Raw genomic sequence first — 25,804 nt, 5'->3', positions numbered from 1 at the left:
AAATATCATTAATATCTAGGTTTTTTCTCAAGTGCGTGACGGCCTTCTACAAAGCGAACTGTACCAGACTTAGCACGCATAACTACTGAGTGTGTTAAAGCGTAAGCACCTTTATATTGAACACCCTTTAAAAGCTCACAATCTGTCACAGCTGTTGCTGCAAAAATAGCATCGTCACCTTTTACTAGATCATCTAAATAAAGAACTTTATCAACATCTACACCCATTTTATGGCAGCGTTCTAATTGCTCTTCATCTTCTGGTACTAACTTTGCTTGGAAGTCCCCACCTAGGCATTTTAAGGCTACAGCCGAAATAACACCCTCTGGTGCGCCACCTGTTCCAAACATAATATCAATACCTGTTTCATCAAAGGCAGTATTAATCGCTGCACCAACATCGCCATCTTGGATAAACTTAATACGTGCACCAGCTTCGCGAATTTCATCAACAATTGCTTGGTGACGTGGACGATCTAATAAAGTAGCAACTACATCTGAAATATCTTTATTTTTTGCTTTTGCTACTTGTAATAAGTTATAAGTAACAGAAGCATTGATATCTACTTTACCAGCTGCTTCTGGCCCTACAGCAATTTTCTCCATGTACATATCTGGTGCATTTAATAGATTACCTTTATCTGCAATTGCAAGGACTGTCATTGCACCATTCGTACCTTTTGCTACAATATTTGTACCTTCTAATGGATCCACAGCAATATCTACTTTTGGACCACCACTACGTAAGCCAAGTTCTTCACCAATATAAAGCATTGGTGCTTCATCCATTTCGCCTTCACCAATTACTACTGTAGCATGCATTGGAATTGTATCGAACATTTTGCGCATCGCTGTTGTTGCTGCATCATCTGCCTCAATTTTTAAACCGCGTCCCATCCATTTCCCGGATGCAATTGCTGCTGCTTCTGTTACTCGTACTACTTCCATCGATAAACTACGTTCCATTGTTGCTTTGCCTCCCGTTATCGGTCATTTTTCATACCGAAACATTCAAATTACCTCTATTGTAACATAATTGAGTGAAAACTTTTAGCTCTCATTATTCCTTTGTCTCAGCTACGCGTGCCAGGATTGTTTCACGTCGAATATCAGCGCCTAAATCACGTAATTTCTCAATAAGTGAGCTATAGCCACGTTCGATATGATAAATATCTTGTACTTCCGTTTCGCCTTCAGCTAGAAGACCGGCTAAAACTAATGCTGCACCTGCGCGTAGATCCGTAGCTGTTACTGTTGAGCCATGTAGTCTGCTTGGCCCTTTAATAATAGCCGTGTTGCCTTCTACACGAGCATCAGCATTCATACGACGAAGCTCATCAATATGTTTAAATCGAGCTGTATAAATAGTATCTGTTACTTTTGAGGAACCGAATGCCTGTGACATTAACACAGCAAGTGGTTGCTGAATATCGGTTGGGAAACCAGGATACACCAATGTTTTTACATCAACAGCTTGCAAAGTGGAGAAGTCTGTTTTTGGTACATAGATACTTTCTTCACCAATTTCAATCTTCACACCCATTTCACGAAGCTTCGCTATAATTGCTTCTAAATGCAGTGGAATTACATTATCAATTGTAATACCATCACCTACTGCTGCAGCCATTATCATAAATGTCGCAGCTTCAATGCGATCTGGTATAATCGTATGCTCTGTACCATGTAGTTCTTCTACCCCTTCAATGCGGATGACACTTGTACCTGCCCCTTTAATATTGGCCCCCATATTTGTTAGAAGTGTAGCTACATCAATAATTTCAGGTTCCTTCGCTGCATTTTCGATAACTGTACGGCCCTTCGCGAGGACAGCAGCTAACATTATGTTAATTGTTGCACCGACACTTGCGACATCTAAATAAATTTTTGCCCCAATTAATTCATCTGCACGTAAATAAATCGCGCCATGCTCATTCGTAATTTTAGCGCCTAATGCTTCAAAGCCCTTTATATGCTGATCAATTGGTCGGGGACCCAAGAAACAACCACCTGGTAAACCAATGACCGCTTTCTTGAAACGTCCTAGCATTGCCCCCATTAAATAATAGGAAGCGCGTAACTTTTTAACATTGCCGTTCGGTAATGGTAAGGCAATCATATCTGTTGGATCGATTGTCATCTTCCCATCCTCAAACGATACTTCCCCACCAATTTCCTCTAATAAAGCCTTTAACGTCCATGCATCTGAAATTTCTGGTATCCCTCCAATTGTCACTGGAGAGTTCGCCAAAATTGATGCAGGAATTAAGGCGACTGCACTATTTTTTGCACCACTAACTTTAATTGTACCTTGTAGACGATTTTCGCCAGTAATTTTATAAACATCCATTTTGCGTTCTCCCTCATGATTGGAAAGTAGTATTTTTTGCAATTGGCTCACTGTATATTCTTATTATTCGCCTTTTCTCTTATTCCAATCCGCTAAAAATCCTTCAATTCCTTTTTCCGTTAATGGATGGTGGAAAAGTTGTTTTAAAACTTTAAATGGAGTTGTTGAAATATGCGCGCCAGCTAAAGCTGCAGCCGTAACGTGCTGAGGGTGACGAACAGAGGCAGCGATAATTTGTGTATCAATATTATGAATTGTAAAAATGTCAGCAATTGTTTCAATTAGCTCTACACCATTTTGACCAATGTCATCCAAACGGCCGATAAATGGTGATACATATGTAGCACCTGCACGCGCAGCCATTAATGCTTGGTTTGCACTAAAAATTAATGTTACGTTTGTTTTAATTCCTTTGTTTGCAAAGAAACGACAAGCTTCTAATCCCGCTGGTGTCATTGGAAGTTTCACTGTAATGTTAGGAGCAATAGCAGCTAATTCCAAACCTTCCTTAATCATTCCTTCTGCATCTAGTGCAATAACTTCTCCACTTACGGAGCCATCGACAAGCTCTGCGATTTCACGAAGACGATCATGGAAAGAAACATTTTCTTCTTTAGCCACTAGTGATGGGTTTGTTGTGACTCCTGATAAAATACCCCATGCATGTGCCTCTTTAATCTCTTCAAAATTTGCAGTATCAATAAAAAATTTCATATTATATTTCCTCCTGATCATTTTTCTTATATTATTAAATATTTTCCAAAATTTCTTTATTTCAAAAACAAGAGAAGGTCGATTGAAAGCATCAACACTTCTCTTATTATGTGTATTTATCTATGCTTTTGTAACATATTAAATGCAAAAATTATGCTTTTTGTGCACTACCAAATTCGCGAATTTTACCAACAACTGTTGCTTTAATCGCTTCACGTGCAGGACCAAGGAATTTACGAGGATCGTAAACAACTTTGTCGTTGTCAAGAATCTCACGAATTGCTTTTGTTGCTTCAATTTGATTTTCAGTATTAACGTTAATTTTTGCAGTACCTAATGCAATAGAACGTTGTATATCTTTTGTTGGGATACCTGTACCACCATGTAATACTAGTGGAAGATCTGCCAATTTAGAGATTTCTTCCATTTCTTTGAAGCCTAGGTTTGGTTCTCCTTTGTAAGGACCATGTACAGAGCCAAGTGCTGGCGCTAAGCAGTCGATATCTGTTAGCTCAACCATTTTACGGCATTCTTCTGGATCAGCGTAAATAATACCACCGATTACACCATCTTCATCTCCGCCAACTGTTCCTAATTCCGCTTCTACAGAAACGCCTTTAGCATGTGCGTATTCTACTACTTCTGAAGTAATTTTCACATTTTCCTCAAATGGATGGTGTGAAGCATCAATCATCACAGAAGTAAAGCCTGCATCAATTGCCTCTTTACATTTTGCAAAGCTAGAACCATGGTCAAGATGAATGGCTACTGGAACTGTAGTACCGTAAGATTCCATTAAACCTTTTACCATATGAACAACAGAAATAAATCCGCCCATATATTTACCTGCACCTTCAGAAACACCAAGAATCACTGGAGATTTTTCTTCTTCAGCTGCTTGTAAAATTGCTTGTGTCCACTCTAGGTTGTTAATGTTGAATTGACCAACAGCATAACCCTCTGCTTTTGCTTTAATTAACATCTCTTTCATAGATACTAATGCCATACTAAAAATCCTCCTCTTAGGACTATTCTTTCTACATAAATATGCTCCTCAATCATAGCAAAAATAATAGCCCCTGAAAAGCAGAGGCTATTATTTTCTACACGAAAGCGTAGTGCAACGTAGCGGCAGTGTCGACAAAGTGTAGGGCAACGTAACGGCGGCGCTTGAACCTGAAAAGCAGAGGCTATTATTTTCTACACGAAAGCGTAGTGTAACGTAGCGGCAGTGTCGACAAAGTGTAGGGCAACGTAACGGCGGCGCTTGAACCTGAAAAGCAGGGGCTATTATTTTCTACACGAAAGCGTAGTGTAACGTAGCGGCAGTGTCGACAAAGTGCAGAGCAATAACGGCGGCGCTAAGAAAATATGTACTCCTTTTTTAAACTTGTAACGCTTTATTAACTTCGTCACGCACTTCAAAAATATCAAAAGGTTTCGTAAAGTAACGGATTGCTCCCAAATTTAAAGCTTCTTGTACAACATCTAGCTCTCCATACGCTGTCATCATAAATACAGGAAGTTTTGGGAACTTTTCTTTTAAACGTCTTAAAATTTCGATACCATCCATTCCGGGTATCTTCATATCTAGTAATACGCAATCCATGTCTTGTTCATCTGCATACTTTAATGCCTCTAAACCATTGGCTGCTAAATATGTAACATATCCTTCCTTTTTCAGCACTTCGTTTAAAAGCAAACGAATTCCCTGCTGATCATCGACAATTAGTAATCGTTTCACATTCCATTCCGCCCTTTTTATTTTTTATTCTTACACAAAAACATTCTTTATTATGTATAATTCTACTTTTTCAGCTTAATACCTTCTAGTATTATAAATTATCTGCTTTTGCTTTCTATCTTTTTCACCCCTATAATATGGGTAGAGGTGGGATCATGTCAAAAATTCTAACAACACAATTAAGTGGATTATTACAAAGAATTACACAAAATGAAGAGGATGCTATCGAGGAGACTGCAAGGTTATTGGCACAAGCTGCAATTGGCGAAGGTAATGTCTATTTTGCTTGCTTTGGAGAAATGCAGACAGTGGAATTAAATGCACTGCAAGCAGTAGAACCATTTAGCAAGTTAGCACCTTGGACTTTGGATACAAGCTTAACAGAAGCCGATCGAGTTTGCATTTTTACTCGTAGTGCGCACGATGAAGAAGCACTAGCTTTAGCTCAGAAATTAAATACTCAATTTATTCCCTTCGCTGCTGTTGCTAGTGAACCAGCAAGTACAGAAAATCCTCTTGCCGACTTAGCCTATACGTATATTTCTACTCGTATTAAAGGTGGTTTATTGCCAAATGATTTAGGTCAACGGGTAGTTGTACCACATGCACTTGCAGGGCTTTTTGTTTATGAAGCTGTCAAAATGGCCTATGATGATATGCTTGGTTTTGATGAGGAAGAATTGTAATAATCCAATTAAAAAGAGTTGTCTCATATTTCGAGACAACTCTTTTTGTTTATTTAAATGTTGCGCCGATAAAGTCACGGAACAGTGGTTGTGGACGATTTGGTCGTGACACTAACTCTGGGTGGAATTGACATGCTACAAAGAAATTATTCTCTGGTAGCTCAATAATTTCAACCAGCTTACCGTCAGGGCTTGTACCTGAGAAGACAAGACCAGCTGCTTCCATTGCTTCACGATATTCATTGTTAAATTCATAACGATGACGATGACGCTCATAAACAAGCTCTTTGCCATATGCTTCACTTGCTTTAGAACCGTCTTTTAATTTACATGGGTATAGGCCTAAACGTAATGTCCCGCCAATATCTACGCTATCATTTTGATCTGGTAAGAAGTCGATAATTGGGTACTCTGTGTTTGCATCAAGTTCGGTAGAATGAGCACCTTTTAATCCTAACACATTACGTGCATATTCAATTGTCGCAAGCTGCATACCTAAGCAAATTCCTAAGAAAGGTACATTATTTTCACGCGCAAATTGCGTAGCTAAAATTTTACCTTCCACACCACGATCACCGAAGCCACCTGGTACTAAAATCGCATCAGCATCTTTTAATAGTGCAGTTACATTATCAGCATTGACATGTTCTGCATTAATCCAGTCAATTTCAATATCAGAATTATAAACATAGCCTGCATGCTTTAATGCTTCTACCACTGAAATATAAGCATCTTGAAGTTCTACATATTTCCCTACTAATGCTACTTTTCTTTTGTTTGGTAAGTTTTTCACTTTGTCTACAAGCTCGCGCCATTCTTCCATATCCGCTTCTGGAGCTTCCATACCAAAGTGGTCAAGAACGATATCATCAATATCTTGTGCATGTAGGTTTAATGGTACTTCATATAAATGCTCCGCATCACGAGATTCAATAATTTCATGTGGTTGAACATCACAGAATAAAGCTAATTTCTCTTTCATATCTTGTGGTACCTCTTGTTCAGTACGCACAACGATAATATTTGGTTGAATACCTAAAGAACGTAACTCTTTTACAGAATGCTGAGTTGGTTTTGTTTTTAATTCACCAGCTGCTTTAATATAAGGAATCAATGTACAGTGGATATACATGACATTATTATGCCCTAAATTAGTTTTCATTTGACGGATAGCTTCTAGGAAAGGTAATGATTCAATATCCCCTACTGTTCCACCTACTTCTGTAATAACAACGTCTGCATTTGTCTCACGACCAGCGCGTTGGATACGATCTTTAATTTCATTTGTAATATGAGGAATAACTTGTACTGTACCACCGTTGTAATCGCCACGACGTTCCTTCTGTAATACCGATTGATACACACGACCTGAAGTTACTGTAGAATGCTTTCCTAGGTTAATATCGATAAAACGCTCATAATGCCCTAAATCTAAGTCAGCCTCAGCACCATCATCTGTTACAAAAACCTCACCATGTTGATAAGGACTCATTGTACCTGGGTCGATATTAATATATGGGTCAAATTTTTGAATCGTAACTTCTAAACCGCGGTTTTTTAATAAACGGCCTAGAGATGCTGCAACAATCCCTTTTCCAAGTGATGATACAACCCCACCTGTTACAAAAATATACTTCGTCATGAAAAAATTCCTCCTTTAGAATTGCTAGATAAGTTGTTTTGTTAGGGATTAGAACATCTGACAGTCAAACACCCTAAAAAAAGAAAAGCCGAGAATGTCTACAAAATTGTAGTCGATTCGAAGCTGTCATCGTTTCTATCTCTTTTCCACTTTCCTTTAAACCTTAAAACTTTAACAATTATTCAGTCACCGTTTACTATACATCATGAATACTTTAAAACATTTATATTCATATCTGCACAAAAAGTATGGGAGAGCTGGTCTGAATAAAGTTAAAAACAAAAAAACGCTCCTCCTGCATAGGTCTGCAGGGGGAGCGTATTATATACACGGTCTTTCTCCTTTTTTTAAGGAGCCCAAGTAAAAGATTAAACGTAACCGTGATAGAAGTCAAGAATTTTTACATCAAGCGTAAAAGTAAGAAAATTCTAAGAGCAAGGTTTTAGATTTCTTCCTCTTCTTCTTCGAACTCTTCTTCATCTTCGTCTTCATCAATAAACTCTTCGTCGATTTCTTCAATGTCTTCTAAATCTTCGTCTTCATCAAAATCAATATCTTCTTTATCTTCATCTTCTTCGTCTATCTCTTCTTCTTCTACGAATTCTTCATAGTCCTCGTCGAAGTCGATATCTTCTTCATCCAAATCGATATCTTCTTCTAGATCATCATCTTCATCCACAGAAGCTTTAGTTTTTTTCTTTTGAGTTTTAACAGATGGTGCTGTTTCTTCCTCAATCTGCTCTACTTTAAACCATTCACGTAAGCCCCAGCCTGTTTCTTGGTTATATAAGAAGCGGCCATCTACATTAAGATCTGTGTAAAATTGTAGTAGGCGGGATTTTATTTCTTCATCACTGTAGCCTACAAGCTCTTGAATTATTTTTAACAAATCATTAAAAGTTACTGAGGCACGTTTTTCATTTAAAATTACATACGCTAAGTTAATTAACGACTCTTCAGTTAATTGTTCCTTTGTCATTTCACGAAAATTCAATTCGTGCACTTCCTTTCCCTCATCACAATGGACGTTTTAAATTTACATGGTGCTTTATTTTCCAAGCGCAGCAAAAATGGCCACGCAAAAGGTACTTTCCATACAATAAGCATAATACCCATTATATACAAAGTTTTAGCCCCTTTGCTAGCTTCAATTACTGTTTTTTATATTACGCATTTTTTTTATGCCAAGATAAAACAAATAGACAGATAATAGTAGTAAAGGAATAGCGCCAATTTGCTTATTATACAGGAAAATGGCTCCCAATACTAAAGCTAATACAATTATGTAGTGAATAGCTGATTTCATCCTCTACCGCGCCTCCCCTTTTTTTTACATTTCTATTATAGCGAAAAAAAAAAGAAGTGCCTAATCCTAAGACTAGACACTAAAAACTAGAGAAGCTTATTACATAAATTAGAAAGAAATGTCAGTAAACTAGTGAGATTGTCTATCTCTGTTTACATATTACGACGATATTGTCCACCAACTTCATACAGAGCCTTCGTAATTTGTCCCAAACTAGCTACTTTAACAGTTTCCATTAATTCAGCAAAAATATTTCCGTTATGGACAGCTACCTCTTGTAATCGGTTAATAGCTGCCTCGCTTTTAGCTTCATTGGCCTTCCAGAAATCTTGTAAATTGTGAATTTGAGTTTCCTTCTCTTCCGTCGATGCACGAGCAATCTCCATATTATCAATATCAGCATCAGAAGCTGGGTTTGGGTTCAGGTAAGTATTAACACCAATAATCGGTAACTCCCCTGAATGTTTTAGCATTTCATAATGCATCGATTCCTCTTGAATTTTCCCTCGTTGGTATTGTGTCTCCATCGCTCCTAACACGCCACCACGATCATTGATACGATCAAATTCTTCGAGGACAGCTTCTTCCACAAGATCTGTCAGCTCTTCCACAATAAATGCACCTTGAAGTGGATTTTCATTTTTCGCTAAGCCATGCTCTTTTGTAATAATCATTTGAATAGCCATTGCACGACGTACAGATTCCTCAGTAGGCGTTGTAATTGCCTCATCATAGGCATTTGTATGCAAGGAGTTACAGTTATCCTGTAAGGCCATCAAAGCCTGTAATGTTGTACGAATATCATTAAAATCAATCTCCTGCGCATGTAGACTACGACCTGAAGTTTGAATATGATATTTTAACTTTTGGGCACGCTCATTTGCGCCATATTTATCGCGCATCACAATCGCCCAAATACGACGAGCTACACGTCCGATTACTGTATATTCTGGGTCAAGTCCATTAGAGAAGAAGAATGATAAGTTAGGCGCGAAGTCATTAATATTCATGCCTCGGCTTAAATAATATTCTACATACGTAAAGCCATTCGCTAATGTGAAGGCTAATTGCGAAATAGGATTTGCTCCCGCCTCTGCAATATGATAGCCAGAAATTGAAACAGAGTAGTAATTACGCACCTTATGGTCAATAAAGTATTGCTGAATATCGCCCATCATACGTAAGGCAAATTCTGTAGAGAAAATACATGTATTTTGACCTTGGTCTTCTTTCAGGATATCCGCTTGTACTGTTCCACGTACGACCTGAAGTGTTTTCTCCCGTGTCTCTGTAAATTCTTCAACTGTCAAAGTACGTCCTAACTCTTGCTCACGTAATTTTATTTGCTGATCAATCGCTGTATTCATGAACATAGCCAAAATGATAGGTGCTGGACCATTAATTGTCATCGATACAGATGTAGAGGGTGCACATAAATCAAAGCCTGCATATAGTTTTTTCATATCCTCTAATGTACAGATAGATACACCTGATTCCCCAACTTTACCATAAATATCTGGTCGGTAATCTGGGTCCTCCCCGTACAATGTTACAGAATCAAATGCTGTAGATAAACGTTTCGCGTCATCATCCTTCGATAAATAGTGGAAGCGTTTATTTGTACGCTCTGGCGTCCCCTCACCAGCAAATTGGCGCTTTGGATCTTCTCCCTCTCGTTTGAATTGGAAAACACCCGCTGTATATGGGAATTCGCCTGGTACATTTTCTCTATAAACCCAGCGCAAAATTTCACCGTAGTCCTCAAACTTTGGTAATACAACCTTTGGAATTTTTGTACCTGAAAGACTTATTGTCTTTAAAATTGTGCGAATTTCTTTATCGCGAACTTTCGTCACAAATTCATCCCCAGCATATGCTTCCTTTAAAGCTTGCCAATTGTCTAATATACGCTTGGATTCAGCCGTTAATTCGTCTCGGACACCTTCTGCTAAAGAATTAAGTGATGTGATAAGTGCATCATCCGGTGCTTTTTCCTTAACTGCAGTGAGTGCCCCTTCTAATTGGAAAAGACGACGAGCAAATGCCACCTGCTGTTCTGTTTTTTTATGATAGCCACGGACTGTATCAGTAAGCTCTCGTAAATAATAACGACGATCATTCGGAATAATTACATCTTGCTTTTGCGTTTTAGCAAATTGCTCATAGCTCGTTTCCCAATCGCTACCAGCTTTTTGGTTAATGATTTGCACTAACGCGGCAAATAAAGCATTTGTTCCTTTATCATTAAATTGGCTAGCGATTGTACCGTAAACCGGCATATTATCAAGTGATTCATCCCAAAGTTCGCGCGAGCGCTGATATTGTTTTTGGACCTGACGTAGTGCATCCTCAGAACCTTTACGCTCAAACTTATTAATAGCAATAACATCCGCAAAATCAATCATATCAATCTTCTCAAGCTGTGTTGGTGCACCAAACTCACTTGTCATAACATACATTGATAAATCGGTATATTTGGTAATCTCGGCATCACCCTGACCAATACCACTTGTTTCAACGATAATTAAATCATAGCCAGCTACTCGTACTACATCTATTACGTCCCCAATGGATGCGGTTAATTCCGTACGAGAGCCTCGTGTAGCTAAGCTACGCATATAGACGCGGTTATTAAAGATGGCATTCATACGAATTCGATCCCCAAGTAATGCCCCACCCGTTTTTTGCTTTGTTGGATCGACGGACAGAATTGCCACATGCTTTTCTGGGAATTCTTTTAAGAAACGGCGAATTAGTTCATCCGTTAACGAAGATTTCCCCGCGCCACCTGTTCCGGTAATACCCATAACAGGTGTTCCTTTTGAACGCTTCCGTGCTTCCTCCAGCATTTTATTCGTTTCTTCATCGTCATTTGACTCGGCTGCTGTAATTAAATTAGCTAAAATTTCAGGAGTCTCTGTTGTTAAAGACTCTAATTTTTCTAAATAGCTACCAGTTGCAGTAGGAAAATCGGTTCCTTTAATTTGCTCATTAATCATTCCCTGAAGCCCTAAAACGCGGCCATCCTCTGGTGAAAATATTCCCGCAATGCCGTAAGAATGCAGCTCTTTAATTTCACGTGGTAAAATTACTCCACCACCACCGCCATATATTTTTATATGTGGTGCCCCTTTTTCACGCAGTAAATCATACATATATTTAAAGTATTCCATATGCCCGCCTTGATAAGAAGAAATAGCAATACCTTGTGCATCCTCTTGTATCGCAGCATTTACGACTTCTTCCACAGAACGGTTATGACCTAAATGGATTACTTCCACACCGCTCGATTGCAAAATGCGTCGCATAATATTGACCGAAGCATCATGTCCATCAAAAAGACTTGATGCTGTCACAAAACGTACGTGATTTTTTGGACGATATACTTCTACCTTTGTCATATGAAATCCCCACTCTCTCCCCTTAATGAATAAAAAAAGCCGGCAATTGCAATGTCGCTCTATGCAATTACCGACAAACCCCTAACGAAATATTAAAACCCCTTTATGCCTGAAATGAACAATGTGATTTGCATGTCAATAAACTCATCAATTGAATGTTGGCGATGTAATGCCCATTTGCGGAATGCCCAACTTTGGCCAGACACTACTAAATTATTGGCTGCTAAATGAATTTGCTTGTCTGTCATTGTTATGTCACCAGATTGTACACAGCGCTTTAGCAATCTTTCAAACGTAGCAACCATTTCAAACTCTTTACTAAAGACATAACGTTGCGCTTCTTTTGACAATGATTTTGTTTCTTGATACATGATTGTAAGCTCATCAACCATGCTATCGATTTGCAGGAAATATTCTCGGATCATTTCCTTTAGCTCTTCGATTGTCCCTGCTTTAATCTCGTAACTTGAAAGTCGCTCCATTGCATGATGATAGATACTATCACATACGAGGTAAAGAACATCTTCTTTTGTTCGAATGTACTCATATAAAGTACCGATACTAAAGCCTGCAGCTTTTGCGATTTCTCTCGTTGTGGCCCGATGGTAGCCTTTTTCTTTGAATAACTTAATTGCTCCCTGAATCATTTGCTCACGACGAATGGCGATTAAATTTTCATCTTTTACAGTTGACTGTACTTGGGGCCTTTTATCTTTTTCTGTCATCAATTATTTAGTTAACATACGCGAGATAACGAGACGTTGAATCTCTTGCGTACCTTCATAAATTTGTGTAATTTTCGCATCACGCATAAAGCGTTCTACTGGATAATCTTTTGTATAACCGTAACCACCAAATACTTGAATCGCCTCCGTCGTTACACTCATCGCCGTATCGCCAGCCATTAATTTCGCCATTGCTGATGCCTTACCATATGGTAGGTTATTAGATTCTAACCAAGCCGCTTGATATGTAAGAAGTCGAGATGCCTCAATTTGAGTGGCCATATCCGCTAGCTTAAAGGATACACCTTGATTTGCAGTAATGGGTTTACCAAATTGTACACGTTCTTTCGCATAGTCTACTGCTGCATCAAGTGCTCCTTGTGCAATTCCTACAGCTTGAGCCGCAATACCATTTCGTCCACCATCTAGTGTCGTCATCGCAATCTTAAAGCCTTCCCCTTCAGCTCCAAGCAAGTTTTCTTTTGGAACACGACAGTTGTCGAAAATAATTTCTGTCGTAGGAGATGAACGAATTCCTAATTTCTTCTCCTTCTTACCTACAGAGAAACCTTCATATCCCGCTTCAACGATAAATGCGGATGTACCGTTTTTGGCTTCAGGATCTGTTACGGCAAATACAATATATGTATCTGCTACTCCACCATTTGTAATGAAGATTTTTGAGCCATTTAAAATATAATCATTGCCATCACGTTTTGCGTAAGTTTTCATGCCACCCGCATCAGAACCTGATCCTGGTTCTGTTAAACCGTAAGCCCCAATATGCTTTCCTTCAGCCATTGGACGCAGATACTTTTGTTTCTGTTCTTCTGTACCGAACTTATACAGCGGCCAGCCTGCCAGTGATGTATGTGCAGATAATGTTACTCCTGTTGATGCACACACGCGTGATAATTCCTCGACAGCAATGACATATGCCAGATAATCAAATCCAGCTCCACCATATTCCTCTGGCCAAGGAATACCTGTTAAACCAAGCTCAGCCATTTTATCGAAAATGGCACGGTCAAATTCTTCATTTTCATCACGTTCTGCCGCTGTTGGAGCCACTTCATTCATAGCGAAATCTCGAATCATTTCACGTAATTGCTCATGCTCTTCTGTTAACTGAAAGTTCATTGTCCATTTCCCCTTTTTATTAGACTCTGTTCTGTGTAATGGTAAGTTGGATTCAGCGTTTCATTTAGTGATTTTCTTACTATATCCAACGGTTCCCATCCTCTTTATAAGCTACAACCAACACCTTACACCAGGTTTTATTTCAGTAAATGTTTACTAATGACTAGTCTTTGTATTTCACTTGTTCCTTCATATATTTCAGTTACCTTAGCATCTCGGAAATATCGCTCTACTGGGTAATCTTCTGTATAACCATAGCCACCAAATACTTGAACAGCCTCTATTGCTGTTTGGACAGCTGTTCGTGATGCAAAAAGTTTTGCCATTGAAGCTTCAGCGCCACACGGTAAACCTTTCGCACGTAAATTTGCAGCACGGTAGACTAGTAGTTTGGATGATTCAACAGCTGTTGCCATGTCAGCAAGTTTAAAGCTAACACCTTGTTGGGCAACAATCGGTTTGCCAAATTGAACACGTTCTTTAGCATAAGCAGTAGCTGCTTCAAGTGCTGCTTCAGCTATTCCTAAAGATTGTGCAGCAATACCAATGCGTCCCACATCTAAATTAGCCATCGCTATTTTGAAGCCTTCTCCCTCTTCCCCTAAAAGGTTGTCGGCTGGGATACGGCAATTATCGAATGTTAGCTGAACAGTGCGAGAGCCATGCAAGCCCATTTTATGCTCGTCTTTTCCAATAATTAAGCCAGGTGTTCCCTTTTCAACGATAAAGGCAGAAATACCTTTTGTTTTTTCAGCAGGATCCGTTGATGCGAATACAATGTATACATCCGCCTCCCCACCATTAGTAATAAATACTTTGGAGCCATTAATGACATATTCATCACCATCACGGACTGCCTTCGATTGAAGAGAGCCAGCATCTGAACCAGCACCTGGTTCTGTTAAACAAAAGGCACCTAAATATTCACCCGCTGCAAGTTTAGGTACATAACGTTTCTTTTGTTCTTCATTCCCAAAGTAAATGATTGGATTCGTTCCAACCGATGTATGCACCGATAAAATAACTCCCATTACAGCGCTTACCTTTGATAATTCATGAATCGCAATAATATACGATGTAAAATCCATGCCAGAGCCTCCAAGCTCTTCAGGTGTTGTGATACCCATTAAACCAAGTTCACCCATCTGCTGAAGCAGCTCACGTGGAAACTCCCCTGCTTCCATTCGCTCTACCCATGGTTGGATTTTTTCTTGAGCAAAATTACGAACCATATCGCGCATCATAATTTGCTCATCTGTAAATTGCAAATGCATCTATTATGTCACCCCTCTAAGTTGTCCTGTAGCACTTCTATAACCCCATCCCCATAGGATTATTCGTACATGTAAAAGCCTCTTCCAGATTTCTTTCCTAGCCAACCCGCTGCAACATATTTACGAAGCAGTGGACAAGGTCGATATTTACTATCTCCTAGGCCCTCATGTAAAATCTCCATAATGGAGAGACATGTATCTAAACCAATGAAATCCGCCAATGTTAACGGCCCCATTGGATGGTTCATACCAAGCTTCATGACATCGTCAATCGCTTCTTTCGATGCTACCCCTTCATATAAAGCATAAATAGCTTCATTAATCATCGGAAGTAAAATTCGGTTTGAAATAAATCCTGGGAAGTCATTCACTTCAACTGGCGTTTTCGCTAACTTGACAGTCATCTCTTCTACCGCTTTATACACTTCATCAGTTGTAGCTAAACCACGGATAATTTCTACAAGCTTCATAACAGGTACAGGATTCATAAAGTGCATGCCAATAACTTGCTCTGGTCGATTTGTTACAGCGGCAATTTCTGTAATAGGTAGTGAAGAGGTATTCGTAGCTAAAATAGCATGTGACTGTGCAATTCCATCAAGCTGTTTAAAAATGGATTGCTTCACTTCCATATTTTCTACAGCTGCCTCAATGATAATATCTACATCACTAGCATCCTGTAAATCTAGCGACATCGTAATGCGACCTAGAATTGCAGCCTTTTCTTCTTCTGTTTTACGACCCTTTTCTACATCGCGTGATAAATTTTTAGTCATAACACTTAATCCACGCTCGTAAAACTCTTGTTTTATATCGTTCAATTTCACGTCAAAGCCTGCTTGTGCGCAAACCTGTGCAATGCCAGAGCCCATTTGCCCTGCACCAATGACCATTACCTTTTGAATTCCCATCATTTCAGTCCCCCTGTTTTCGGTACTTCAATCATGATTGCATCGCCTTGCCCACCACCTGAACAAATGGCGGCAATGCCGATACCACCGCCTCGACGCTTTAATTCCTGAGCAAGCGTTAAAATAATTCGTGCTCCTGAAGCTCCGATTGGATGTCCTAAAGCAACTGCGCCACCATTAACATTAACCTTTTCTGCATCTAGATCAGCTAACTGCTTACTCACTAAAGCTACCGCTGCAAAGGCTTCATTAATTTCAAACAAATCAATATCTGCTAATGACTTATTCGTCTTTTTTAGCAGCTTATTAATGACCAGTCCTGGTGTTTGAGGGAAATTTTCTGGCTCAATCGCTAGCTCTTCATGACCTATAATTATTGCCAATGGTTCTCTACCTTCGCGTGTCGCACGTTCCTCATTCATGATTACGAGCGCACATGCTCCGTCATTTACGCCAGGTGCATTACCTGCAGTAATGGTACCGTCCTTATCAAAGGCTGGTTTGAGCTTTGCCAGTATTTCTAAAGAAGTGCCTGCTCTTGGTGCCTCATCCGTATTCACAACTAGTGGCTCACCTTTTCGTTGAGGAATCTCAACAGGAACGATTTCTTCTGCAAAATATCCTTTGTCCATCGCCGCTAGTGCACGTTCATGGCTACGAACTGACCAAGCATCCTGTTCCTCACGACTTAGCGAGAATTCTTTAGCTGTCGAGTTACCATAGCTGCCCATATGTGGTCTTGCTGGATCAAAAGCACATGTTAGACCGTCATAAAGCATGCCATCAACCATCGTTGAATCACCCATTCGTAAGCCCGTTCGACCATTTAACAAATAATATGGTGCATTAGACATGGACTCCATTCCACCAGCTACAATTACCTCTTCGTCCCCTAAACGAATCAGTTGATCTGCTAATGTCACTGCACGCATCCCCGACGCACAGACTTTATTAATCGTTTCTGTTTTTACCCCTATTGGCAAATTAGCCTTTATGGCTGCTTGTCGAGAAGGAATTTGTCCCTGTCCCCCTTGTAAAACCGAGCCTAAAATTACCTCATCGACTTCATCAAGTCCCATATTGGCTTTCTCTAATGCACCCTTAATTGCAATGGCGCCTAAATCACTTGCATGTACTGCCGATAAAGAACCACCAAATTTACCAAATGCCGTTCTTGCTCCTGCTAAAATTACAGCTCTATTCAAGTAAAACACCCCTTTTGTTTTACGTTCTCAATGAAGTAGTGAAGCATTTTATTGACTGAACGCTCGCTCGACTTCTATCGATGAAAAATGGGAGTTTTCATTTCAACTCCCATTTCCATTTAATCTTATTCTACAAAACAATTTTTTATTGTGCAATTTATATTTTTCAGATAACTAAAATATTTCTACAATAGCAATCATTTTTCTGCGCTTATTTCACTATTCTCGTTTTTACTTGCATTTTCTACTGTCATCACAACTTCTTCCATAGTTTCTTCTACTTCCTCAGGAGAGTTGTCGACAACCTTTACTTTTTCCCCAAATACTGAACGCTCCAATAACTCTGCTACATCGAATGTGCCAATCGAGTCTTCCACTTCTTTAGCCTTTGTACCATCCTCCAGCATTGTTAAGCAGTAAGGACAGCCAGATGAAATAACTGATGCATTAGTTGCTAAAGCCTGTTCTGTACGAGCTACGTTAATGCGATTGCCGACATGCTCTTCCATCCACATGAGACCGCCACCGGCACCACAGCACATGGCTGTTTCTCGATTACGTTCCATTTCGACTAACTTCACTCCTGGGATGCCACGCAAAATTTCTCGTGGTGCATCATAGACATCATTGTAACGACCTAAATAACATGAATCATGGAAAACAATTGTTTCATGTACCTCGTAATTTAATGCTAGACGATTTTCTTCAATTAACTGGTTTAATAATTCAGTATGATGATATACTTCGCCTTTCCAACCAAAATCTTGGTACTCATTTTTAAAGATATTGTATGCATGAGGATCAATTGTAACAATTTTTTTCACGTCATTTTTAACGAACTCATCAATATTTGCTGTAGCAAGCTCTTGGAATAAAAATTCATTTCCTAAACGACGTGGCGTATCCCCAGAGTTCTTCTCTTTATTTCCTAAAATTGCAAACTTCACACCGGCTTCGTTTAACAGTCGACAGAATGCTAATGCAATTTTTTGAGATCGGTTATCAAATGCTCCCATTGACCCAACCCATAAAAGGTATTCCATTTCCTCGCCAGACTTTTTCAATTCTTTTACTGTTGGGATATGGATTGTTGGGTCTAAATCACGCCAATTTTCTTTTTCTTTACGATTTAATCCCCAGGGATTTCCTTGTCTCTCGATATTTGTCATCGCACGTTGCGCATCAGGATTTACTTTCCCCTCTGTCATTGTTAAATAACGACGTAAATCAATAATTTTATCAACATGCTCGTTCATTACTGGACATTGATCTTCACAGTTACGACAAGTCGTACAAGCCCAAATCTCTTCCTCTGTAATCACATCACCAATTAAAGATGGACTGTAGATATCTTCAATCACTGCACCTTCAGCCCCAGCTGCCAGCGCAAGCTGATTACCCTTTGTATTGGCAAAGAATTGATAAGGTACCCAAGGCTTTTGCTTTGTGACAACAGCTCCTGTAAATGTTAAATGATCTCGTAATTTCACGATTAAATCCATAGGAGACAGCATTTTTCCTGTCCCTGTAGCTGGACACATGTTTGTACAACGTCCACATTCTACACAAGAATACAGATCGAGCATTTGTTTTTGTGTGAAGTCCTGTATGCGTCCCACCCCAATAGAAGGCATATCGTCTTCACTTTCAGCATTTTCTAATGCCTCAAAATCAATGGGTGTTAAAGTGCCTGTTCGGTCTAAACGATTCATGTAAACATTAAGCGGGCTTACAATTAAATGGAAATGTTTAGATTGTGGTACATACACAAGGAATGTTAATAGAATTAATAAATGTGCCCACCACATGACATAAAACACACCAGCAGCTACTGACGCAGGTAGGAAACCAAAAATAGTAGCAATACTAGAAGCTACTGGTTCTGTATAGGTTAATCCCTCTCCATGCCAAATTAATCCCATACCATTCGCAAGTAACGTCGATACCATTAAGCCACCAATGAAAATTAATACAAGACCGTTTTTCCATCCACGTTTTAAACGTACTAGCTTTTCAACATAGCGGCGGTAAAATGCCCAGACAACCGCTACCAAAATCATTAAGACCACAAGTTCTTGGAAGAATGTAAAGACACCATAGAAAATACCCAGCGGTAAATGTGTGCCTGGTGCTAATCCTTTCCAAATTAAATCAATCGCCCCTAGCTGTACCATTAAAAATCCATAGAAAAACATTACATGGATTAAACCACTCTTTGGATCTTTTAATAGCTTGTTTTGGCCAAATACATTGACCATAATATAGCGAAGACGTTCTTTTACACTTTCATCAAACTCAACCTTTTTCCCCAATTGCACATACTTATAGCGTGTTTTCAACAGATAGAAGAACAATCCTACTGCATAAAGTACAACCACGACTGTTAAGACAATGTTAGCAATTAATAATGGACTCATGGTTGGTCCCCCCTTGTTTGTCGTAATTTTTCTCTCTTTGTGATAAATTTGCTAGCTCATACGGAAATGTTCATCACATCGATATTATATTCCTATTCTAATAAATGAGTGAGCATTCAGTCAACATAAAACGGAAATATTTCTGATAATTTTATATTCTTACATTTTACAAGAAAAAAAGCCACCCTGAATTTTTTCAAAGTAGCGTTTTTTACTTTCTGTAGAAAACTAAATTTTACTTTTTAAAAACATTCCCACTGCGAATATATTCAACATCCGCAACATGTAATCGAGCATTTACTACTCGTGCAGCTGCAAATAAATAATCTGATAATCGATTTAAATATTTTTGTACAACTTTTGGCACATCTTCAACTTCTTTCATAAGTGTCACCATTTCACGCTCTGCTCGCCGAGCAACCGTACGCGCAATGTGTAAAGTTGCAGCTGCTGGTGCCCCTCCTGGCAAAATAAAACGTTGTAATGGTGGCGCTTCATCTGAAAGTGCATCAATACGAGCCTCTAGCACCTCAATTGGTTGTTCAGTTAGCTTATAATGCCGTTCTTTCATCACGTTGGCTAGATCACCACCGGCATCGAATAGTTCATGTTGAATAGTTTCTAAATCCGTTAAAATATCCTTGAAAAGTGCTGGATCTAATTCACTTACAGCTTTACCAATAAAAGAATTTAATTCATCAATAGCCCCATACGTTTCAACACGTAAACTATCTTTATCAACGCGTCCTCCTATAAGACTTGTTTTACCCGTATCCCCTGTTTTTGTGTACAGCTTCATTTCGCTCATCTCCTAAAATTGATTTTTGTAATTTCTGATAGCCTGAACCGTAGTTTCAAAAACACCCTTTGCAATCATTTTACCAACTTCCGTAATGGGACCACCATATAACATTTCTGTCCCTTTTTGAGTTGCTGCAATTAAAAGGCTATCTGTAGCAGTACCTGTAGCAATTGTTCCACTACGCTCATCACGAATATTTTCTGATTGCATAGCCTTCGTTTTCGCTTCTGTAGCTGTCATCATGGCCTGAAAAAATGCTTCCTCCGATAAACAGCCGTTGATAATTACCCATGTATTAATAGTACCAATATATGGTTCATCCTGCCTTTCGTGCACACGAGATACATCTACTGCATTCCCTACACCAGCAGTAACAGCTACTATCACACTGCCAAATGGTGCAGGTAACTCATTGATCGCCACAAGAGCTGTTGGCACTGCTGTCAGCATGACAACTGTATTCGTAGGCGAAAAATGGCCTCTTTGCAAAAATTCATTAACCTCTCTCTTTACATCACTAATCACATAATCACTAGGAACAGAGCGGTTTAACAAGCAATTATGCCACCCAATTCCAGGGTTATGGACAGCAGAGGATACAGTTTTTATAGGAATCTCTGACTGGAGCTGAATAAACTGTTCCGTTATTATAAAATGTTCTTTTTTTATTACAGCGCGCTGTTGATAGTCGCTTGCTGCAGGCATCATCGTAATTTGTGGTTTAGGTATTTCTGGATGAGCATAAGTAGCTACTCGTGCTTGATAAATTTCTTCTATCTGAGAAGCAATTAATACTTCATGTGGTGCCCCAAAAGCTCTCATTTGTCCACTTTCCATGAGCAATAATTCATCACAATAGAGAGAGGCTAAATTCATATCATGTAATACCATCACTACCGTTAAACCACACTCTACAGCTTCCTTCCGCACCATATCTAAAATTTGCCGCTGATGGGCAATGTCTAAATGATTTGTCGGCTCATCTAGCAGTAAAATTTCCGCAGTTTGAGCAAGGGCCTGTGCAACAAAAACTCTTTGCTGTTCGCCACCCGATAAAAATTCCATCGGTGTATGCTCATAACGTTTTATGCCTGTTTGTAGCATTGCATGTTGAACCGCTTGCTCATCTTGCTCAGACCAACTTGAAAAAAAACCTGATTGATGTGGATAACGTCCAAGCGAAATAGCCTCTCTAACACTGTTTGAAAAAGCATTCGCATGGAGCTGTGGTAAAACAGCCATTTTTTTTGCTAAAGCACGGGCATTGTAGGAAAGAATGCTTTGTCCATCAATAGAAATCGTGCCCTCAACTGCTGGTAGAATACCACTCATTACCTTTAATAATGTTGATTTCCCACTACCATTTGGCCCTAAAATGCCAAGAATCTTTCCTTTTTCAACTGTAAAGCTTATATCCTTGACGATCGGTACGTCTTCATAACCACCTGATAGATGTTCAACAACAATCACGCCCGTACCCCCTTGCCTCTTCGTTGCTTATAAAAAATATAGGAAAAAACAGGCGCTCCAATAAATGCCGTAATGACACCAATGGGCAGTTCCCTTGGCAAGATGATGGTTCTTGCAACTAAATCACAAATAATAAGTAATGTTGCCCCATTAAAAAAAGATAATGGGAGTAAATGACGGTGATCAGAGCCCCAAATCATTCTTGTCATATGTGGTACAACTAACCCTACAAAGCCAATTGTGCCTGAAACAGCAACTGCTGCTCCAGTTAGCATGGAGCCACCTACTAAAATCAAATACTTACTTTTCTTTACATTGACACCTAAATGCTTCGCTCTTTCTTCCCCATATAACAGAACATTAAGCTCACGTCTCTGAGTCCACAGCATAAGGGAACCAACAATGACAAATGGAATAATCATTTGAACATATGGCCAACCACGCATAGAAACAGAACCGAGTAGCCAGCCGATTACTTGGCGTAGCTCCTCTCCCGATAAAGCAATCATTAACGAGATTAACGATCCTAAAAATGAACTAAAGATAACTCCTGTTAAAATCAGTGTTTCCATCTTTAAAGAACGGTCTACTACTCTAGCAAAGCTCATCACAATCACCATTGTAATAATTGCGCCTATCATGCTAAAGGTAGGTAAGGCATACAAGCCTACAACAGGTATAGAAATATTTAAAAAAATTGTCATGACTGCGCCGACAGAAGCACCAGATGAAATACCTAATGTATATGGATCTGCTAATGGATTTTTGAGCAAGCCTTGGAAAGCCGCTCCCGCAATGGCGAGAGAAGCTCCTACTAGCCCCGCTAAAAGCACACGGGGCAACCGAATTTTCCAAAAGATATTGGCAGCTGTTTCATCAACTGACTGATTCCACAGCACTTCTATCGGAATATGAACAGAGCCTATAGCTACGCCACACCAGATGCTAATGATAAGAAGCGTATATGTTAATACATAGGCTGTTGCTATTTTTTTCACTTAAATACCTCAGGGTAGATAGCTTTTGCTAATTCCTCAAGGCCATCCGCTAAACGTGGTCCCTGACGGCTTGTTGTGCTTTCATCTACTTGCACAATAGCATTATTTTTCACTGCATTAATTGTATCGAAACCAGCACGCTTTGGTATTTTTGTTAAAATATCAGGTACATAACTATATGTCACCACGATGACATCTGGATTTTTTGTGATAATTTGTTCTGCACCAATTTCATACCAATTATCACCGTCTGCTGCTACATTTTTTGCATGGATCATCTCCAGCATTGCGTTCATAAATGTGCCTTGACCAGCTGTATAAATATTAGGTTCATCAGAGGCTTCTACAAAAACGTTCTTAGGTTCAACGTCTTTCACTTTCCCCTGAACCTCTTCCACTTTCGCCTTCATGTCAGCAATGATTTTTTCAGCTTCTGGTAATTTCCCTGTAGCACGCCCAAGCTGTTCAATCGTTGTATAGGTTTCATTAAAATCTTGGGCATTTTTTACAACAAATACTTTCACGCCCGCAGATTCTAGCTGTGCTATGGCTGATTCCGAAAGAGACATGCTAGATTCATGTGCAAAAACGATATCTGGCTTTAAGGCAATAATTTGTTCAATATTGTACTCCATGCCACCAACCTTATCCTTTTCAACTACCTCTGGTGGATAATCGTCGTTGTCTGTAACCCCTACGATTTCATCCTTTAAACCTAGGCCAAACAATATTTCTGTATTACTTGGAATAAGTGACACTATTTTCTTAGGAGGAGCCTCTAGTGTAATATCCTTCCCAATAGCATCCGTTATAGTCATAGGGAATGTTGCTTCTTCCGCCTTAGATGTTTCTTGTTGTGTTTGCTCTTCTGTAGGTGTGGAATTGTCTTTTTGCGCCTCTTGTCCACAAGCTGCTAGCAACCCTATCGTTAAAAATGCCGATACCCCTATTTTCCAAAATTTCTTCATGTGAATCCTCCTTCGTTGATTTGTGCGTTCATGTGTTAGAAGTATTCCTCCATCAAAATAAGACCCCTCATCTTCGAATGATGAGGGGTCAAAATCGCACCAAAAAACTGATACAAAATCCACCATCCTATCCTCGTAGGCTGTAATGTCTATGCTATAAAGGCAGGTCTCCTGGCTTGTGCTCAGTACGTTTTTTCAAGCCTTCCCGAAATCTTCAGTGGCATCATTTGAAAAAACTCACACTTACAGTGGCGGGACCGCATCGGAATTACACCGATTTCCCTTTTCACTTTACTTAAGTAAAGAACCTTTATAATATTCAGTTGATTTTATTATACATGAAATTAAAAAAAGTCGCCTCTATATCAAGGCGACTCCAAAGGTTATTAGACGATTTCAGCAAAATACTGTACGGTTTTCATCGGAGCACCGATCGTTCGTAATGACCAAGTTTGCTCTAAATAAACATCCGCTAGTTTATCATATTTCCCACCAAACTTTTGTGCCCACTCAACGGCTATGACACTTTCATATAATTGAGCCATTTTTTTGGCAACATCCTTTGCTTCAAACGTTTTTGTCGCTTCATCGAGAGTACTAAAAATTTGTAAGGTTGCCGATAGTTTAGTCAATTGCTCTTGAACGATTTTCACTAATGAATGGTCTGTTAATACTTCTAATCGCTTGCTCATCACTTGAACAAACAATTCATGTGCCCTGTATTTATCCACTAAGCGAATAAGCTCCAAAGCTAGTATATTAGCCGTACCCTCCCATACCGTCAGCACTTGCGCATCTCTCAGTAAGCGTGGTGTTACAAAGTCCTCAATATAGCCATTCCCGCCATGTAGCTCAATTGCTTCACTTGCATAATGGACCGCCTGCTCTGCCGTTTCCTTTTTCATAATGGCAATATATAAACGGTTCATGATGATGTCTTGCTCTGTTCCCTGACCACCTGTCACTTTATCGTATAATTGAATAAGATCAAAAATCGTGGCTACTTCTACATGCAGCTTAGCGGCATATTTACCCAATGTATCCTGGATCATAGGATACTGTGTTAAAGGTTTACCAAAGGTATATCGATTTGACACATAATGCTTCGCCTCTAAGAAGCCACGGCGCATAATACCAATGGATGCCACAGCATTACAAATTCTTGATAAATTAAGCGCCTCCAGCATATAATAAATCCCTTTATTTTGATCACCAACTACATAAGCGAGTGCTCCATCAAACTCAACCTCACCAGATGGAACGGCTTTCACACCTAATTTATCTTTTAGTCGTCGAATACGAAGTTGGTTAGCCGATCCATCTTCATTACGCCATGGAACTGCAAATAGAGTTAATCCTTTAGAGCCTGCTTGTGCACCCTCTATTCGTGCCAATACCATTGCAACCCCACACATCCCTGCATTGGAGGCGAAATACTTTTCACCATAGAGGCGGTATTCATTCCCCACAAGTTTTGCTTCTACTACATTCGCACCAACATCTGAGCCTCCTTGTCGCTCTGTTAAAAATGTCGCTCCCTCATATAGCTCCATATCGCCTGTTGCACAAACATGCGGTAAGAAGCGCTGCTTAACTCCTTCCTCTGCATAATGGTCTAATAAATAGGCAGTAGCCATCGTTAACGTCACAGGGCAATAAAAACCGGGCTCCGCATGTGACAGTAAATAACCTTGCGCAAAACTATAGACATAATTCCCTTTGTGACCTAGTTGGGGAATATCTTTATGCACATAGCCAACAATCCCCGTATTATATGTCTCCTCAATTGTTTTTTTGTAGCCGTCATTGACCCATACCTCTGAAACCTCTTCGCCATAGGCATTATACCTTTGAAGGCGAGGCTCTCCTTGTCGATCAGTATGTTTCGCCCTCACATCTATTGCACCCGCACATAGCTCACCAAAGTCCGTCAATTCCCGATGCGCATAAGATGAAAATTCTTTATCGAGCATCATTTCCAACACTTTTTGAAGCGTATCATCATCTGTAAAGAAATTGCTTGTGCCTGCTATTTCCTGTTGTAAAACTTTCATG

The 25,804-nt window shown here is 39.5% G+C and carries 21 protein-coding genes and 1 riboswitch; of the genes, 1 reads left to right on the top strand and 20 read right to left on the bottom strand.

The genetic code is table 11. The annotated features are described in order from the left end of the window. Positions 1-8 precede the first annotated feature (8 nt). The 5 genes from glpX to MKY80_RS02595 all read right to left on the bottom strand — a co-directional run bounded on the left by glpX (position 9) and on the right by MKY80_RS02595 (position 4,804). Positions 9-965: a class II fructose-bisphosphatase gene (glpX, locus tag MKY80_RS02615; RefSeq protein WP_008179010.1), complete on the bottom strand. Its 957-nt coding sequence runs from the start codon at positions 963-965 to the stop codon at positions 9-11. A 94-nt stretch (positions 966-1,059) separates the two neighbouring features. Then, on the bottom strand, positions 1,060-2,346 hold the full coding sequence (locus MKY80_RS02610; RefSeq protein ID WP_089986058.1) for a UDP-N-acetylglucosamine 1-carboxyvinyltransferase: 1,287 nt from the start codon (positions 2,344-2,346) through the stop codon (positions 1,060-1,062). Positions 2,347-2,409: 63 nt separating this feature from the next. Next, on the bottom strand, positions 2,410-3,060 hold the full coding sequence (fsa, locus tag MKY80_RS02605; RefSeq protein WP_004269447.1) for a fructose-6-phosphate aldolase: 651 nt from the start codon (positions 3,058-3,060) through the stop codon (positions 2,410-2,412). A 151-nt stretch (positions 3,061-3,211) separates the two neighbouring features. Then, complete coding sequence (locus MKY80_RS02600; protein WP_090002939.1) at positions 3,212-4,066, bottom strand: class II fructose-bisphosphate aldolase; 855 nt, start codon at positions 4,064-4,066, stop codon at positions 3,212-3,214. Positions 4,067-4,444: 378 nt separating this feature from the next. After that, entirely contained in the window at positions 4,445-4,804 is a 360-nt protein-coding gene (locus tag MKY80_RS02595) for a response regulator (protein ID WP_008179021.1), read from the bottom strand. Positions 4,805-4,959: 155 nt separating this feature from the next. Here MKY80_RS02595 and MKY80_RS02590 point away from each other — a divergent pair, with 155 nt between their 5' ends. Continuing rightward, positions 4,960-5,490, top strand: coding sequence for a DUF2529 family protein (locus tag MKY80_RS02590; RefSeq protein WP_043990551.1), 531 nt, complete (start codon positions 4,960-4,962; stop codon positions 5,488-5,490). 49 nt (positions 5,491-5,539) lie between these two features. Here the strand turns inward: MKY80_RS02590 and MKY80_RS02585 are convergent, their stop codons facing one another. The 15 genes from MKY80_RS02585 to MKY80_RS02515 all read right to left on the bottom strand — a co-directional run bounded on the left by MKY80_RS02585 (position 5,540) and on the right by MKY80_RS02515 (position 25,803). Further along, entirely contained in the window at positions 5,540-7,132 is a 1,593-nt protein-coding gene (locus MKY80_RS02585; RefSeq protein ID WP_008179025.1) for a CTP synthase, read from the bottom strand. 442 nt (positions 7,133-7,574) lie between these two features. Further along, a complete protein-coding gene (rpoE, locus tag MKY80_RS02580) occupies positions 7,575-8,126 on the bottom strand; it encodes a DNA-directed RNA polymerase subunit delta (protein ID WP_170844108.1) in 552 nt (183 codons plus the stop codon). Positions 8,127-8,279: 153 nt separating this feature from the next. Continuing rightward, entirely contained in the window at positions 8,280-8,438 is a 159-nt protein-coding gene (locus MKY80_RS02575) for a hypothetical protein (RefSeq protein WP_012292732.1), read from the bottom strand. A gap of 152 nt (positions 8,439-8,590) precedes the next feature. After that, complete coding sequence (gene icmF / locus MKY80_RS02570) at positions 8,591-11,839, bottom strand: fused isobutyryl-CoA mutase/GTPase IcmF (RefSeq protein ID WP_342531840.1); 3,249 nt, start codon at positions 11,837-11,839, stop codon at positions 8,591-8,593. Positions 11,840-11,931: 92 nt separating this feature from the next. Next, positions 11,932-12,564, bottom strand: a complete 633-nt coding sequence (locus MKY80_RS02565) for a TetR/AcrR family transcriptional regulator (RefSeq protein WP_025114794.1) — start codon at positions 12,562-12,564, stop codon at positions 11,932-11,934. Between the two features lie 3 nt (positions 12,565-12,567). After that, positions 12,568-13,704 carry an acyl-CoA dehydrogenase gene (locus MKY80_RS02560; protein ID WP_342531837.1) on the bottom strand — a complete coding sequence of 379 codons (1,137 nt, stop codon included), beginning with the start codon at positions 13,702-13,704 and terminating at the stop codon, positions 12,568-12,570. Between the two features lie 137 nt (positions 13,705-13,841). After that, a complete protein-coding gene (locus MKY80_RS02555; protein ID WP_008179034.1) occupies positions 13,842-14,978 on the bottom strand; it encodes an acyl-CoA dehydrogenase in 1,137 nt (378 codons plus the stop codon). 59 nt (positions 14,979-15,037) lie between these two features. Beyond that, positions 15,038-15,889: a 3-hydroxybutyryl-CoA dehydrogenase gene (locus MKY80_RS02550; protein ID WP_008179037.1), complete on the bottom strand. Its 852-nt coding sequence runs from the start codon at positions 15,887-15,889 to the stop codon at positions 15,038-15,040. Further along, positions 15,889-17,094 carry an acetyl-CoA C-acetyltransferase gene (locus MKY80_RS02545; protein WP_008179039.1) on the bottom strand — a complete coding sequence of 402 codons (1,206 nt, stop codon included), beginning with the start codon at positions 17,092-17,094 and terminating at the stop codon, positions 15,889-15,891. Before MKY80_RS02545 ends, MKY80_RS02550 begins: the two co-directional genes overlap by 1 nt. Before the next feature lie 197 nt (positions 17,095-17,291). Next, positions 17,292-19,511, bottom strand: coding sequence for a heterodisulfide reductase-related iron-sulfur binding cluster (locus MKY80_RS02540; RefSeq protein ID WP_342531834.1), 2,220 nt, complete (start codon positions 19,509-19,511; stop codon positions 17,292-17,294). A gap of 235 nt (positions 19,512-19,746) precedes the next feature. After that, positions 19,747-20,310, bottom strand: a complete 564-nt coding sequence (locus MKY80_RS02535) for a cob(I)yrinic acid a,c-diamide adenosyltransferase (RefSeq protein WP_043990553.1) — start codon at positions 20,308-20,310, stop codon at positions 19,747-19,749. 12 nt (positions 20,311-20,322) lie between these two features. Then, positions 20,323-21,783 carry an adenosylcobinamide amidohydrolase gene (locus MKY80_RS02530; RefSeq protein ID WP_089986054.1) on the bottom strand — a complete coding sequence of 487 codons (1,461 nt, stop codon included), beginning with the start codon at positions 21,781-21,783 and terminating at the stop codon, positions 20,323-20,325. Further along, positions 21,780-22,781, bottom strand: coding sequence for an iron ABC transporter permease (locus MKY80_RS02525; RefSeq protein WP_342531829.1), 1,002 nt, complete (start codon positions 22,779-22,781; stop codon positions 21,780-21,782). Before MKY80_RS02525 ends, MKY80_RS02530 begins: the two co-directional genes overlap by 4 nt. Next, positions 22,778-23,749: an ABC transporter substrate-binding protein gene (locus tag MKY80_RS02520; protein WP_043990554.1), complete on the bottom strand. Its 972-nt coding sequence runs from the start codon at positions 23,747-23,749 to the stop codon at positions 22,778-22,780. Before MKY80_RS02520 ends, MKY80_RS02525 begins: the two co-directional genes overlap by 4 nt. Positions 23,750-23,892: 143 nt before the next feature. Continuing rightward, positions 23,893-24,076: riboswitch (cobalamin riboswitch) on the bottom strand. Between the two features lie 59 nt (positions 24,077-24,135). Then, complete coding sequence (locus MKY80_RS02515) at positions 24,136-25,803, bottom strand: acyl-CoA dehydrogenase family protein (protein ID WP_090002933.1); 1,668 nt, start codon at positions 25,801-25,803, stop codon at positions 24,136-24,138. Position 25,804 lies beyond the last annotated feature (1 nt).

This window comes from Lysinibacillus sp. FSL R5-0849 (assembly GCF_038595075.1).
In the GTDB taxonomy this organism is placed as follows: domain Bacteria; phylum Bacillota; class Bacilli; order Bacillales_A; family Planococcaceae; genus Lysinibacillus; species Lysinibacillus fusiformis.
Note: the sequence above shows the minus strand (reverse complement) of the source record. Positions and strands in the feature narration are given on the sequence as shown.